At 50.2% G+C, this 13,005-nt stretch carries 10 protein-coding genes and 4 pseudogenes; 6 read left to right on the top strand and 8 right to left on the bottom strand.

All coding sequences use genetic code 11. The annotated features are described in order from the left end of the window. Positions 1 to 157 precede the first annotated feature (157 nt). Together WC7_RS27300 and WC7_RS20630 are read left to right on the top strand one after the other, a co-directional pair. Positions 158 to 376, top strand: a pseudogene (locus WC7_RS27300) (TNT domain-containing protein); the annotation flags it as partial. 1 nt (position 377) lies between these two features. Beyond that, the gene (locus tag WC7_RS20630) at positions 378 to 794 is read left to right on the top strand and encodes an Imm63 family immunity protein (protein WP_016151892.1); all 417 of its coding nucleotides are present in this window, start codon (positions 378 to 380) and stop codon (positions 792 to 794) included. A gap of 98 nt (positions 795 to 892) precedes the next feature. On the opposite strand, the gene WC7_RS24835 is transcribed toward WC7_RS20630, so the two are convergent. Continuing rightward, positions 893 to 1,312, bottom strand: coding sequence for a SymE family type I addiction module toxin (locus WC7_RS24835; RefSeq protein ID WP_016151893.1), 420 nt, complete (start codon positions 1,310 to 1,312; stop codon positions 893 to 895). A gap of 267 nt (positions 1,313 to 1,579) precedes the next feature. On the opposite strand from WC7_RS24835, the pseudogene WC7_RS24845 reads away from it, so the two are divergent. Continuing rightward, positions 1,580 to 4,862 (top strand): annotated as a pseudogene (locus WC7_RS24845) (hemagglutinin repeat-containing protein); the annotation flags it as partial. A gap of 3 nt (positions 4,863 to 4,865) precedes the next feature. After that, entirely contained in the window at positions 4,866 to 5,252 is a 387-nt protein-coding gene (locus WC7_RS20625) for a hypothetical protein (RefSeq protein ID WP_016151896.1), read from the top strand. 3 nt (positions 5,253 to 5,255) lie between these two features. Here WC7_RS20625 and WC7_RS20620 read toward each other — a convergent pair whose 3' ends face one another. Beyond that, positions 5,256 to 5,795 (bottom strand): RNA 2'-phosphotransferase, encoded by a 540-nt coding sequence (locus tag WC7_RS20620; RefSeq protein ID WP_016151897.1) that lies wholly within the window; start codon positions 5,793 to 5,795, stop codon positions 5,256 to 5,258. Between the two features lie 305 nt (positions 5,796 to 6,100). On the opposite strand from WC7_RS20620, the pseudogene WC7_RS26300 reads away from it, so the two are divergent. Then, positions 6,101 to 6,940: pseudogene (locus tag WC7_RS26300) on the top strand (IS3 family transposase); the annotation flags it as partial. Positions 6,941 to 7,139: 199 nt separating this feature from the next. Here the strand turns inward: WC7_RS26300 and WC7_RS20600 are convergent. Then, positions 7,140 to 8,384, bottom strand: coding sequence for an IS110 family RNA-guided transposase (locus WC7_RS20600; RefSeq protein WP_016151900.1), 1,245 nt, complete (start codon positions 8,382 to 8,384; stop codon positions 7,140 to 7,142). A gap of 52 nt (positions 8,385 to 8,436) precedes the next feature. Here WC7_RS20600 and WC7_RS0124340 point away from each other — a divergent pair. After that, positions 8,437 to 8,766, top strand: a pseudogene (locus WC7_RS0124340) (integrase core domain-containing protein); the annotation flags it as partial. 93 nt (positions 8,767 to 8,859) lie between these two features. Here WC7_RS0124340 and cbdX read toward each other — a convergent pair. From cbdX to hyaE, 5 genes are all read right to left on the bottom strand, one after another. Further along, the gene (cbdX, locus tag WC7_RS25140) at positions 8,860 to 8,949 is read right to left on the bottom strand and encodes a cytochrome bd-II oxidase subunit CbdX (protein ID WP_016151902.1); all 90 of its coding nucleotides are present in this window, start codon (positions 8,947 to 8,949) and stop codon (positions 8,860 to 8,862) included. Positions 8,950 to 8,962: 13 nt separating this feature from the next. Further along, on the bottom strand, positions 8,963 to 10,099 hold the full coding sequence (gene appB, locus WC7_RS20595) for a cytochrome d ubiquinol oxidase subunit II (protein WP_016151903.1): 1,137 nt from the start codon (positions 10,097 to 10,099) through the stop codon (positions 8,963 to 8,965). Positions 10,100 to 10,110: 11 nt separating this feature from the next. Beyond that, positions 10,111 to 11,655 (bottom strand): cytochrome bd-II oxidase subunit 1, encoded by a 1,545-nt coding sequence (gene appC, locus WC7_RS20590; RefSeq protein WP_016151904.1) that lies wholly within the window; start codon positions 11,653 to 11,655, stop codon positions 10,111 to 10,113. A gap of 89 nt (positions 11,656 to 11,744) precedes the next feature. Further along, positions 11,745 to 12,602: a hydrogenase expression/formation protein gene (locus WC7_RS20585; RefSeq protein ID WP_016151905.1), complete on the bottom strand. Its 858-nt coding sequence runs from the start codon at positions 12,600 to 12,602 to the stop codon at positions 11,745 to 11,747. Beyond that, the gene (gene hyaE / locus WC7_RS20580; protein ID WP_016151906.1) at positions 12,595 to 13,002 is read right to left on the bottom strand and encodes a hydrogenase-1 operon protein HyaE; all 408 of its coding nucleotides are present in this window, start codon (positions 13,000 to 13,002) and stop codon (positions 12,595 to 12,597) included. The genes WC7_RS20585 and hyaE overlap by 8 nt, the downstream gene beginning before the upstream one ends. Positions 13,003 to 13,005 lie beyond the last annotated feature (3 nt).

Genomic DNA, 13,005 nt, shown 5'->3' on the forward strand with positions numbered 1-13,005 from the left:
AGCCGGAGGCTATTCTTACTACGACAAATTCAAGAATGCCAATGGTGGTTGGGATTGGCCCAAGAATTTGGGATTTGAAGGTGATCCTGTCAAAACTACAATTCCGGTAGGCACACGCTTGGATAGATATGGTGATCCTAATGGTTCTTTCCTTGCACCGAAAGGGACTCCTTATGAACAACGTGCCCTTGCGCCAGGTGCTAAAGCTGAAAAATACTATGAATATGAGGTAATAAAACCCTTACCTGCTATACAAGGAAAGATCGCCCCCGCTTTTGGTGAGCCTGGGGGGGGGATTCAAATATTACCTAATATGCAAGATCGAGTGAATGTAGAATGGCTCTTGAAGAATGAATATATTCGTGAGGTTCGCTGACATGTTGCTGAATATCGAAGAAATACAAAAAAAAATTGACGAGCTGACCTTGCAAGCTGGTCTACCAAGACATTCTGTTAATCTTTGTACTTCTCCAATTGGTGATGGTACTCCATATATTACATTTGAAAATGATGTGTATAATTTTATTCATTCAGAAAGAGGTTATGAATTCTCGCGAAAGGTTACTGGGTCGTTAGATGAGCTACTTTATTGGATTATGTCAGAGCTCGCTTATAAAACAGCATTTCAATATGAGCTGGAACACAGGGTGAAAGGCAGAGATGGACGACGCATCGCTTTCCAAAAATTTATTGAATTAATGGCAAATATGAATCTTTCATGGGAACCAAAAGCACAACATGAAATTCAAAAAATTCTGGCTGAAGCGCCCTACGATGATAGTCTTTATATATAAGGGTAATAAATCCCGAGCCTGTAATTTAAATTGTTTAATACCTGATTAAATCAAGACAATCCCGTCCCCATCAAGGGCGGGATCTCCCCTAACTACCGCTATTTCAGCGCTACTTTCGCCATCACATCCTGCAAAAATGCCATCACCTGCAGCTGATCTTTTTCAGGCACATGCGTCACGTTATTCAGCATCTTCATCAGCGGCGTTTCCTGCGGGCGGGTGGTGATGACGAGGCAACCGGGCATCACGCGGATATCCAGATTTGTGCCAGTCGTAAACCCGGCTTCTTCCATCCAGCATCCGTTCAGGCGCAGGCAGGCGCTTCGGGTGTACCGTGTTGTTCTGTTTGTGTGACGATCATAATGCCGAACACTGACGTAACTGACTTTCATCCGTCGCAACGGCTTAGAAATACGGTCATTTTTGCGTGCCGCTTCGCGTTTTTTGGAATTATCGGGCAAAGTGTTTAAAACTGTTTTGGCAATAGCCACTTCTGGCTTAAAATTTTTGTCAGCCATATTCAACTCCTGCTTAGTTGCTTGTGGTCAGCGGCATGGAGGTGCTTTGAACACTTTCATGTCGCGCTCTTTAATAATCAGAGTTTTCTATTTTATCGATTTTCCTGTTGCGGTCTTTCGGTTGCTTTGCTGTGTCCATTATATTCCACTGAATAAAAGTGCAGTACTGGATTAAAGAACAAATTTAATATCTGCGAGGCCGCTTCAGGAAATATTATCGATTCATGTAACGTTGCATTTTAAATATCTCATTTAAATGCTGAGCGCCACCACAGCAAGAAAACCGTTATCGATGAATCCGTGCGCCAGCAGGGTACCGAAATCGCCAGCGGCGGCAGTACCACGATTATCGCCGGGCGCGACCTGAACGCCGAAGCGGCGCAGGTGACCGCCAGCGGGGATATCGGCGTGGCCGCAGGCCGCGACGTGAAACTGACCACCGCGACGGAAAGCGACTATCACTACAAGGAAGAGACGAAGACCAAAAAAGGATTCCTCAAAAAAACCACTACGCACACTATCGACGAAGAGAGTGCTACGTATGAGAAAGGATCGTCACTGAGCGGAAATAACGTCTCTGTCACTGCCGGAAATGATGTGACGGTGAAGGGATCCTCGATCATTGGTGATGGCGATGTTGCCCTGAAAGCGGGTCATGATGTCAATGTCGTGGCCGCGACCGACGAGCAGTCTTCGTATCATCTGAAGGAGAAGAAAAAGAGTGGCCTGATGGGGAGCGGTGGTATTGGATTTACCATCGGAACTAACTCCACCCGCCACCAGGTTAACGAAGATGGAACAACGCAAAGCCAGAGCGTCAGTACCGTTGGCTCCACGGGTGGCAATGTCAGCATTATTGCGGACAGTAAAGCGCATATCAGTGGCGCAGATGTTATCGCGGCCAAAAACCTGAACGTGGTTGCCGGGGAAATTGCCGTTGACCCAGGCAATGACCTGCTTCGCCGCAAAGAAACGTATGAGCAAAAGAAAAGTGGTCTGACGCTGTCCGTTTCTTCTGCTATCACTGATGCGGCAATGGCGGCGAATAACGCCATCAAACGTGGCAGCGAAGTGAGCGATGATCGTCTGAAGGCACTTTATGGCGTAAAAGCCGCGCAGGATATGTGGGTTGCTGGCTCGGGTGCGGCTTCTGTGGCGGGGGGGGGCCGGAGGAGATATGAATGCCGTTCGTGTGGAACTGAATGTCGGCTCCAGCAAAAGCACATCGACCTCTGAACTGAAACAAAATGAAGTTCGCGGCAGTACCCTGACGGCAGGAGGCGACGTGAATATGGTCGCTACCGGGCAAAACGGGACCAGTGGCGACTTGCATATTACAGGCAGCGGCGTCACGGGGAATAACGTTACGCTGGTGGCACAGAACGACCTGTTACTTGATGCTGCCTCCAACAATCGTGAGCAAAAAAGCGCGAACAACAGCAGCGGATGGGCCGCAGGTGTGCATGTCTCGGTCGGCCAGGAGACCGGGATTGGTGTTCAGGCGAGCGGCTACCAGTCTAAAGGTGGCGATAACGGCAAAACGACAGAGTACGTAAATACCCGCGTTAACGCCCGCGACGAGTTGAGCATGAGCAGCGGACGCGACACGGTCATTGCCGGAGCGCAGGCCCTGGGTGACAAAATCACTGCCGATGTGGGCCGCGACCTGCTGGTGAGCAGCCTTCAGGATACCGATGACTACACCAGCTGGCAGAAGGACGTCAGTGGCGGAGCCAGCTTCACATTCGGCAGCATGTCGGGTTCCGCTTCACTCAGTATCAGCAACAGTAAAACCAAAAGTGAGTATGCGAGCGTCGGTGAGCAGAGTGGCCTGTTTGCGGGAGATAAAGGTTTTGATATCACCGTCGGCAAGCACACGCAGCTTGATGGTGCCGTTATCGCCAGTACGGCGACGGCAGATAAAAACTCGCTGGATACGGGCACGCTCGGCTGGCGTGATATCAATAACAGTGCCGAATACAGCTCAGACACAAAAGGCATCATTGGCGGGTACGCGGGCGACAAGAACGGAAGCGGCGGTGGTGCGATCCCGATTATCGGCATCGGGGCGCATGATGATGCATCGGGTACGACCCATTCGGCGATTGCAGACGGCACAATCACTGTTCGTGACAAGGAAAATCAGCAGCAGGATGTGGCTGACCTGAGTCGCGACACGGATAACGCCAACGGCCATATCGACAAAATCTTCGATAAAGAAAAAGTCCAGGAGCAGCAGGAACTGGCTGGCCTGTTCGGGCAAATGGCGAACCAGGCTGCGGGCGATGTGGGCGCTAAAATGGGCTGGGCGGCTGATGGCCCGGAAAAGGCGGCGATACACGGTGTTATTGGTGCCATTCAGGCAAGCTTCGGCGGCGGTAACGTGCTGGCAGGTGGCCTGGCTGGCATGAGCAGTGAAGTGTTTGGTCAGATGGTGAATGACTATCTGAGCAGCCATACTCAGCTTGATAACAATGAGAAAGCAGCGATTACCCAATGGGCGGCGGCCATCAGCGGTGGCGCGATTGGCGGGGTTATCGGCGGGAGTAACGGTGCACAGTCGGGTGCGACGGTGGCGCTGGATTCAGTGCGATATAACTACCTGGATCACAAAGAAGCCGAACGCAAAATGCAGGTTGAGAACCAGCTCAAAAATGGCGATCTGGCACCGGAAGAGCGGCAGGCACTGCAACAGGAACTGGCCGATATCAATGCAACAGACAAAGCCCGCGATCAGCAAATTCTGGATGTTTGTACACAAGGGAACAAGAGCAGTGCAGGTTGCGGACAGCTTGTTGTACAGGCACAGAAAGCGCTGAATAGTTATGGCGGTGATGTCACTTATAACCTGAAGTATAAAGACCTTTTCCCGGCGGACTATGCCAACGCTGAAGCAATAATGAAGGGTCTTGATGATGGAAGTATTACTCGCGATGCAGCCATAACGGCTATCGTAAATGCGAGTGGGAAGGACGGGAACCCCAAAAAGTCATGGGATGAAGTGGCTGAAACCTATGACACTGTAATGCAAGTGCATGCTATAGCCAGTGCGTTGATAGGTACTAAACTGGCTATTGATGGAGCAACACCAGGTAAGGCTGCCAACAATGCCAATAAAGAATCTGCAACTCTAAACGCAAATGATGTTCGTTTGTCTCAGAACACCGTTTCTTTTAATAAGACTGAACGTGGTACGGAACAAAAATACACTTATGATGATTTAGTAAAAAGCATGAGAAAGGATGGTTGGAAGGGCGATCCAGTAGATGTTGTGACTATGCCCGATGGTAAAGTTACAAGTATGGATAACACTCGTATAGCTGCCGCACGTGAAGCCGGTATAAATGTTCAAGCTAACGTTCGAAATTATAATGATAAGCTAACGGCAGCTGAAATGCTTCGTTTCTCCGACCCCAAAAGAGGCTTGGCCCCAACAACATGGGGGGAGGCAATTACTGGTCGAATTAATAAACAGTCAGGAAACTTCAGCAAAGATAATCCGTATGGGGCAAACGAATCCCCTCGTATAACTGGCAAACCAAAAGGCTAATAGATGAAACGTTTTTTATGTCCAGAAACGAGTTTTGCGAATGGATTTAAGTATCCAAAAAGTTTTCTGAATGTTATCGAAGAAGATAAACTCATTGATCTGGATCCTTGGTGGTTCCTATGCGAGTTCGATGGTTTTTCGCAGCAGTGGTTCAATGAAATTAAAAAGCAATATCCAGAACGAAATTTGATTCCTTTTGCAAAAAAAGATGGTTCTGATGATGTTGCATGTTTTGACGGTCTCGCTACATCAGGAGACCCTAAAGTTCATTATGTTCATACTTTTGCGTCAACAGGCTGGGAAGATCATGGTTCAGTAGCTAACTTTAACGCTTGGTTTGAAGCCGCAAAAAAAGAATCTGCTCTGTATAAATCAGAGCAGGGAACCTAAAAATCAATCGATGAATTTGGCTGGTACTAAATTGACTAACCAAACGCCATTCTCGGAAACGTAAAATTTATAGCCCTGCTGATACATTTGCAGGGCATTTATCTTTAACACAGTAGGCTTACCATGGCGTGAACCAACTTTTTCAGCTGCGCTTTGATTTTCAGATAAGTGAACGTAATGACGAAGACCGGGGATTAAGCCTTTTTGCTGAATTGATTCCAAAAATTTAATAGTTGTACCATGATACAAATAATCAGGAGGGACTTTTTCAGAAAAAGTCATATTCACTGACTTGGTCGAATGGCCTTGTAACGCTCTGATCTTCAAACCATCTTCAGAAATTGAAAATCTTTTTTTGTCGCTTGTGTCAACAATATCAATTAGTTCAGATTTCTCAATAAGCCTACCATTCTGTGCTGCAAGATGAAGAAAATCATCAATGACTGCCCACCCTTCAGAATCAAGTTGTAGGCCAATTGACTCAGGGGAGTGACGTAAAATAAAGCTCAAATACTGACTGGTTTCTTTGCTCTTGTCTTTCATGATCGCTCTTGGAATTGATAGTTTGTCTGATTGTACAATATACCATTTACTACATTTTTAATTATAAGTTGTAAATAGACCTTCATAGTTCCCGCCTTCAACAGGCGGGAGAGTTTTCATAAATTCAAAGTTCCTCCAGTTCTGCCCTCGTAATAACTCCCTCTAAAAAATCCATCACCTACAACTGTTCAGATGACGACAACTCTTTGGCTTTGTTCAGCACTGGTGTAAGTATCCCGCATAATCGTGCCATTCACATTTAGAGATCATCCGGCATAATCAATCTGCCAACGAAGGCGATCCCTATGCGTAAAGCCCGTTTTACTGAGCATCAGATCATTGCCGTAATTAAATCGGTTGAAGCCGGACGAACCGTTAAAGATGTCTGCCGGGAGGCCGGTATCTCTGAAGCCACCTACTATAACTGGAAGTCCAGATACGGCGGCATGGAGGCTTCTGATATTAAAAAGATCAAGGATCTTGAGGACGAGAACCGACGTCTCAAACAGATGTTTGCCGACCTGAGCCTTGAGAACCGGGCGCTGAAAGACGTTATCGAAAAAAAGCTTTAAAACCAGCCTTTAAGCGTGAGCTGGTCACTCATCTGATAACGACCTTTGGACTCAGTATCCGTCAGGCCTGCTGGAGTCTTAACCTGAGCAGAACGGTTTACCATTACCGTCCGGACACCACGCGTGACGAACCCGTTATTGTCGCGTTGCAGGCAGTGGCCGAGCGATACCCACGATACGGTTTTCCGAAACTTTTCCAGGTTCTGCGGCGGCAGGGATACCCGTGGAATCACAAAAGGATCCATCGTATTTATTGTCTGCTGAAGCTGAATTTTCGCCGTAAAGGCCAAACAACGGTTGCCGGTGCGTAATCCCTCGCCACTGGCCACACCGGAAGCGCTGAACCAGAGCTGGTCTGTCGATTTTATGCATGATGCCCTGGTCTGTGGCCGTCGTTTTCGCACGTTCAATGTCGTTGATGACTTTAACCGTGAGGTATTGTCGATTGAAATCGATCTGAATCTGCCAGCTCAGCGCGTGGTCCGCGTACTCGACAGGATCGCGGCAAATCGCGGGTATCCGGTCATGCTGCGCATGGATAACGGACTACCGTTTGAATCAACAGTTTTTGCGCACAAGGATCCTGCCATCTAATACAAAGGCGATGGTTCATTTTTGTATCCGATATCGCTCATCTCCTTTCGGCTTATAAATATGCTTACCATGACATACAAGGGTCCGAATGGCCCGACAGGACTTAACACAGCATTTTGGGAAACCATGGGCGTTGAGCATTATCTAATGGTCGCGATGCGCCTTACGGCCCGTTGAATCACGTCCTATGGCTTATTTCATAATACCCTTTGTAATCAATATCCTGCTTTACTATTGCATGCGCCACTCTGGCGACTTTTGTTGCTACAGCCGTCATGGCTTTTCTTTTCTGATCTGGCTTATCTCCATTTTCCCGAATATAACGTTCATATTTGTAGCGGAAGCTGTTTTCTCTCGTTCTTACGGCTACGGTGGCGGCAAGCCAGAAGGCATATCTTAATCGCGCATTTCCACGTTTCGACAATCTGTAACCACTGTGCTTTTGCCCGCTCTGGCTGGCGGAAAGATTAAAACCGCAAAAGTTGAGGTACTGCCGGTAATGAGCGAAACGTGTTAGATCACCGCTTTCAGCAATTATCATAAGGGCAATGATAGCGCCAATACCGGGGATCGTACGTAAGTGTCTGTAGTCACTCCGTTCCTGTAAATAATTTTCTGCCTGCTTTTCAAGCTGCAATCGCTGTGCCGAAAGCCCGATATAACGATGAAGTTGTAATCTGAACGTGGTCACTGCCAGAGAATCTTCTGACAACGGTAATGCAATGGAATCCGCAGCAACATCATAGAGATGTTCAAGAAACTGCTTTTTATACTGTTTCCTGCCAACAACATCCCATGACTGTTTTACAAACAAATCCCGGTTCAATGATGTAATACAAGACGGTGTAGGGAATTGAAGTAAAAACTGACAGAACCACTCTGCCCGGGACATATGCAGAAATTGCTCAGCCTCAGGGAAATAAAGGGTCAGATAGTGGTTAACCAGGCTGTTCAGGCATCGGGTTCGAGCCAGAGTAACCTGATGGTATGTGTTTGATATCTCCTGTATATCGATAATGCCATTCGCCAGAGGATCATAAAATGGTGAAGATAATCCCTGTTCGAGCAAATACATAATGACACTGGCATCTTTGCGATCATTTTTATCCCATGTCTTAAACAGCATCTCACGAGCTCGCGCACACCTGACAGATGAAACAAGATGGCATTTTACTCCCTGCTTATGTAACCACCATGCAATGTTGCGGTGATAATCAGCTGTAGGTTCAAAGGCCGCGATAATATCATCATGGGGGGAAGCGGTGAGCGCAAGCAATCGGTTGAACCCTTCCAGTGTATTTTCAATACGCAGGTAAGATGTTCGTCCATCCGGGTGTCTAATTTTTGCATCATGATGTTTTTTAGCGATATCCAGGGCAATCAGTGTCCCCGACAGGCTGGTGTTACTGACAAGAGTATTCATTGATTTTCTCCACTTGTGACAGGCATTACAAGTTGTAGAAAATGGCTGGGTAAAACGCGGGTATCCGGTCATGCTGCGCATGGTCCGGAATTTATCTCTGGCACTGGCTGAATGGGCAGAGAAACATGCAATAAAACTGGAGTTTATCCAGCCAGATAAGCCGGCGCAGAACGCTTTCATTGAGCGCTTTAACCGGACATACCGTGCAGAAATACTCGATTTTTATCTGTTCAGAACGCTGAATGAAGTGCGGGAAATCACGGAAAAATGGTTGTCAGAATATAACTGTGAACGCCCGCATGAATCACTGGACAATATGACGCCGGAGGAATACCGACAATACTATTATTTGGCCGGGATCTCAAAAAATGCATGGAACTAAAACGGGTCTATTTACACCATGCTGCTTTTGTGCGAACGAATAAAGACTCCCCGAATAAACAAGGGAGCCTGGAAGCGTAACGCACGCGTAGGGCTATTTCTGCCGTGACTCAAGCCAGACCAGCGCCAGCGTGGAGAGCGTGCACATCAGCAGAATGCCGACAAACCAAAACAGATACCACATCGTACAGTCCTCCCTAATAAAGTTCGTGGTTGTGGCGGCGGATTGTTTCTACGTTGATTCGTCCCAGCATCTTGTAATAACTCCACAAGGTATAAAGCAGAACTATCGGTAGGAAAATCAGCACGATAACCAGCATGATACTGAGCGTCGTCTGGCTGGAGGTACTGTCCCACACCGTCAGGCTAGAGAGTGGATACGCGCTGGATGGCATCACAAATGGAAACAGGGTGATTCCAGCGGTGAAGATCACGCAGGTCTGGGTCAATGAAGCAAACAGAAATCCCCACACGGCCCGACGTTGCCCGCAGGTATAGATCGCGAGCATTGGAAAAATCATGCCCAACAGCGGAATAACCAACAGTAGTGGTGAATTTTCAAAGTGCGCCATCCACGCGCCCGGTGCGGTCGTTACTGCCTTTAATAGCGGGTTGGACGGACCATTAGGATCCTGGCTAAGCAGCACATAGCCGTCGATCCCCGTCCACAGCCAGTACCCGGCTAACAGGAAGCAGAGCACCACTAACATCGCGCTGCGGCGGGTGGCAGACAGCGCGCGCAGGTGAAGAAGACCGTCGGTTTTCAACTGGAGCCAAACGCCCCCCTGCATAATGACCAACATCAGGCTTAATGCGCCGCACAGTAGGGCAAAAGGAGAGAGCAATTCCCAGAAAGTGCCCAGATATTGCACATGTAATTGTGGTGTGAACACAAAAGGCACCCCCAGGAACAGATTGCCGAAGGCGACGCCGAAGATAACCGGTGGCACCAGGCTGCCGATAACCAACCCGGTGTCCCACATGGCGCGCCAGCGTGCATTCGCTATTTTACCGCGATAATCAAAGGCCAATGGACGAAAGAAAAGGGCGCACAGCACCAGAATCATCGCCACATAAAACCCCGAAAATGCGGCAGCATAGACGCGCGGCCAGGCTGCGAATAATGCGCCGCCCGCCAGAATGAGCCACACCTGGTTACCCTCCCAGTGCGCCCCTACGCTATTGATTAACACCCGACGTTCATCATCGTTGCGCGCGATCAGCGGTAACAGGCAGCCGACCCCCATATCAAACCCGTCAGTGACCATAAAGGCCACCAGAATAATGCCAATCAGCAGCCACCAAATGAGCCGCAACGTTTCATAATCCAACATGATGCTCTCCTTTATTCCTGTTGTTGTGCCGGTTGTTGACGTTGCATCGCATCTGGACCAAGACGCGCGTATTTTTGCATCAGGTAGACTTCGGCAATTAAAAACAGGGTGTAAAGCGTGAGGATTAGCCCCATGGACAAGGCCAGTTGGCCCGCGCTCAGCGCAGAGTGGGCGTACCAGGTCGGCAAAATATCCTGAATCGCCCACGGCTGGCGGCCAAACTCCGTCATAAACCAGCCTGCTTCAATGGCAATCCACGGTAGCGGCAGGCTCCACAGCGTTATGTGCAGTACCCAGCGATGCTGGTCGATACGCCAGCGTAAGGTCTGTATCAGCGCAATCGCCATCACCAGCAGCAGAAGGGAACCGCATCCAATCATGATGCGAAAGCTCCAGAACACGGGGGCGACTTGCGGAATAGCGCCGCGTTGTGCGGCCTGATATTGCGCTGGCGTGACATGGTTCATGTCAGGGGCGTAGTTGGCCAACAGGATGCCGTAACCCAGATCTTTTTCCACGGCGTGAAAAGCGTGCAGTAGCTGAGGCGTGCGGTTACCTTTGGCGATTTCCTGCATCAGCAACCATGCTTCCCGGCCCCGCTGCAGGCGGGGTAGCGCGTCTGCCATCAGGTTCTTCAGCCCCGGAACTGGCGTATCTAAAGAGTGAGTCGCCAGGATACCCAGCAGGGCCGGTATCTTCACGGAAAAGGCGTTACGCTCTTGCTCCTGCTGCGGCCAGGCTATCACATGAAAGGGCGCAGGTGCCGGTTCGGTTTGCCATTCCCCTTCCATTGCCGCCAGTTTTACCGGCTGGCGTTGGGCGACCTCATAGGCTGAGCTATCTCCCAGTTGCAGAGTGCCGAGGATAGCCAGTGTGCCAAAGACGGAACCTACCGCGAAGGAGCGCAGGGCGAACTCGCGAGCGCGACCACGCAGCAGATACCAGGCGCTGATGGACATCACAAACATGGCGCCTGTGACATAACCGGACATCACGGTATGCACAAATTTCACCTGGCTGATGGGGTTAAAAACCAGCTCGCTAAAGCTGCTCATCTCCATGCGCAGGGTATCAATATTAAAGTGAGCGCCCGTTGGATATTGCATCCAGCCGTTGGCGTTGAGGATCCACAGGGCCGAGATATTGGAGCCAAACGCTACCAGCCAGGTCACCAGTAAATGCTGGTACTTGTTTAAGCGCTGCCAGCCGAAGAAGAACAGACCCACGAATGTGGATTCAAGAAAGAAAGCCATCAAGGCTTCCATCGCCAGCGGAGCACCGAAAATATCGCCCACATAGTTGGAATAGAGCGACCAGTTAGTCCCGAACTGAAACTCCATGGTCAGGCCGGTCGCCACACCGAGCGCAAAGTTAATACCGAATAACTTTCCCCAGAAACGCGTCATGTCGCGGTAGACTGTTTTGCCCGTCACCACGAACAGGGTTTCCATGATGGCCAGCAAAAAAATCAGCCCCAGCGTCAGGGGAACAAACAGAAAATGGTACAGCGCGGTCAGCGCAAACTGCCAGCGCGATAAGTCAATGACGTCCCACATGCGAACTCCATCAGGCATTAGAGAGTGAATAGATAAGGAAGAAAACGCCAGACCCGCAGCAGAAAAGTATGCGGGTCGGGAGAAGGGGATCAGGCCGGCGGGCCGGATGCCAGCCAGCTACAGACTTCATCCAGGCGCTGGAGCGAGTCGAGCAGATCCTCCGGAGCAGCCAGTACCAGTTCCGGTAATGGACAGATCTCATAACTCTCGAGCAGAAGCCCTTTCAGGGTATCCAGACAGCGCACATGCCAGACATGGCGCAGCGCCGTGGCGTCGATTTGGCTCTCGCCGTAGCCGATGGTGCGGATCTGAATGCGTCCTTCGCCACACAGGCGGGAGAGGAACTGGCGATCCGCATCGCTAACCGGGAGTTGGGTGAGGTTAATGCTATGAGGTTGCGTGGCCGGATCGCGCACGTGCGCCAGCAGTTCCTGAGCCAGCGTCAGGCCATTCATCAACCCATCGACGGGCGGAGGCAACAGGCTATCGTCTGGCAGCGTCGTGATTGTTGCTGCCTGCCACAGCGCCCGTGGCGCACTGCCTGCCTCCAGATGCTCCTCCCATTGACCCAAGTCATTCTGGCAACGCACCCGCCAGATTCCGCAGAAAATAGACTCCTGAATCTCACTCGCCCTGCCGTCAGCCTGCTGGATACGCACGGAAACTTCGCCTTCGCCGAGTAGCGTATTCAAAAACGTGAGGTCGTCTGCGTTGAGCGTGGATAAATCCCATCCCAGCACGTCCTGTTTTGCGGGAATTTTCTGGCTAAGCTGGTGGCGCACGTCGGCTAACAATGCCATCACCGCCGGGCTGTGCGGACAGTTTTCCAGCCTCGCCATGCTGGGGCTGCTGTTGACCTGGCAGGTGAGGGGCAAGGGATTCATGCTGAAGCTGTCATCGCCCGGCTGGGTTCCCGGTCCCAGCAGATGAAAAAAGGTATCACTCATCTTGCAGGCTCCGGGGGATACGTTCTTCAACGAGGGGGCGCATCAGGTTGAGCAGGTCGGCCCACGGATGGATGCCGCTGAGAATGCCGCGCAGCTCGCCGTGGATAAATACCAGCGTGGCCGGGAAGCGGAATACGCCAAAACGATCGCCGATAGCCTCGCTGTGCTCGAGATCCGCCATAGCGATTTGCCAGTCAAACTGGGGAAACTCGCGGAGCAACTCGGCAATCATTACCGGGTTATCGCTGACTTCTGGCGTGCGGCGGGGATCGCTACTGAGCAGCACCACGCCATCACGCACACGCGTTACCCAGTCATCCAGTTCAGATGCGGTCAGCGGTTGCCAGCCGCGCGCCAGCATGCGTTGCCATAGCGCAGAAAATGGTTTGTCATTCAACATGTT

This window comes from Citrobacter sp. KTE151 (assembly GCF_000398845.1).
Taxonomy (GTDB): Bacteria; Pseudomonadota; Gammaproteobacteria; order Enterobacterales; family Enterobacteriaceae; genus Citrobacter; species Citrobacter braakii.

What these genes read in the sequence shown, in the direction of transcription:
- appB (WP_016151903.1), bottom strand. Translation starts at nt 10,099, where the DNA reads ATGTTGGATTATGAAACGTTGCGGCTCATTTGGTGGCTGCTGATTGGC.
- cbdX (WP_016151902.1), bottom strand. Translation starts at nt 8,949, where the DNA reads ATGTGGTATCTGTTTTGGTTTGTCGGCATTCTGCTGATGTGCACGCTC.
- WC7_RS20600 (WP_016151900.1), bottom strand. Translation starts at nt 8,384, where the DNA reads ATGAATACTCTTGTCAGTAACACCAGCCTGTCGGGGACACTGATTGCC.
- WC7_RS24835 (WP_016151893.1), bottom strand. Translation starts at nt 1,312, where the DNA reads ATGGCTGACAAAAATTTTAAGCCAGAAGTGGCTATTGCCAAAACAGTT.
- hyaE (WP_016151906.1), bottom strand. Translation starts at nt 13,002, where the DNA reads ATGTTGAATGACAAACCATTTTCTGCGCTATGGCAACGCATGCTGGCG.
- WC7_RS20625 (WP_016151896.1), top strand. Translation starts at nt 4,866, where the DNA reads ATGAAACGTTTTTTATGTCCAGAAACGAGTTTTGCGAATGGATTTAAG.
- WC7_RS20630 (WP_016151892.1), top strand. Translation starts at nt 378, where the DNA reads ATGTTGCTGAATATCGAAGAAATACAAAAAAAAATTGACGAGCTGACC.
- WC7_RS20585 (WP_016151905.1), bottom strand. Translation starts at nt 12,602, where the DNA reads ATGAGTGATACCTTTTTTCATCTGCTGGGACCGGGAACCCAGCCGGGC.
- WC7_RS20620 (WP_016151897.1), bottom strand. Translation starts at nt 5,795, where the DNA reads ATGAAAGACAAGAGCAAAGAAACCAGTCAGTATTTGAGCTTTATTTTA.
- appC (WP_016151904.1), bottom strand. Translation starts at nt 11,655, where the DNA reads ATGTGGGACGTCATTGACTTATCGCGCTGGCAGTTTGCGCTGACCGCG.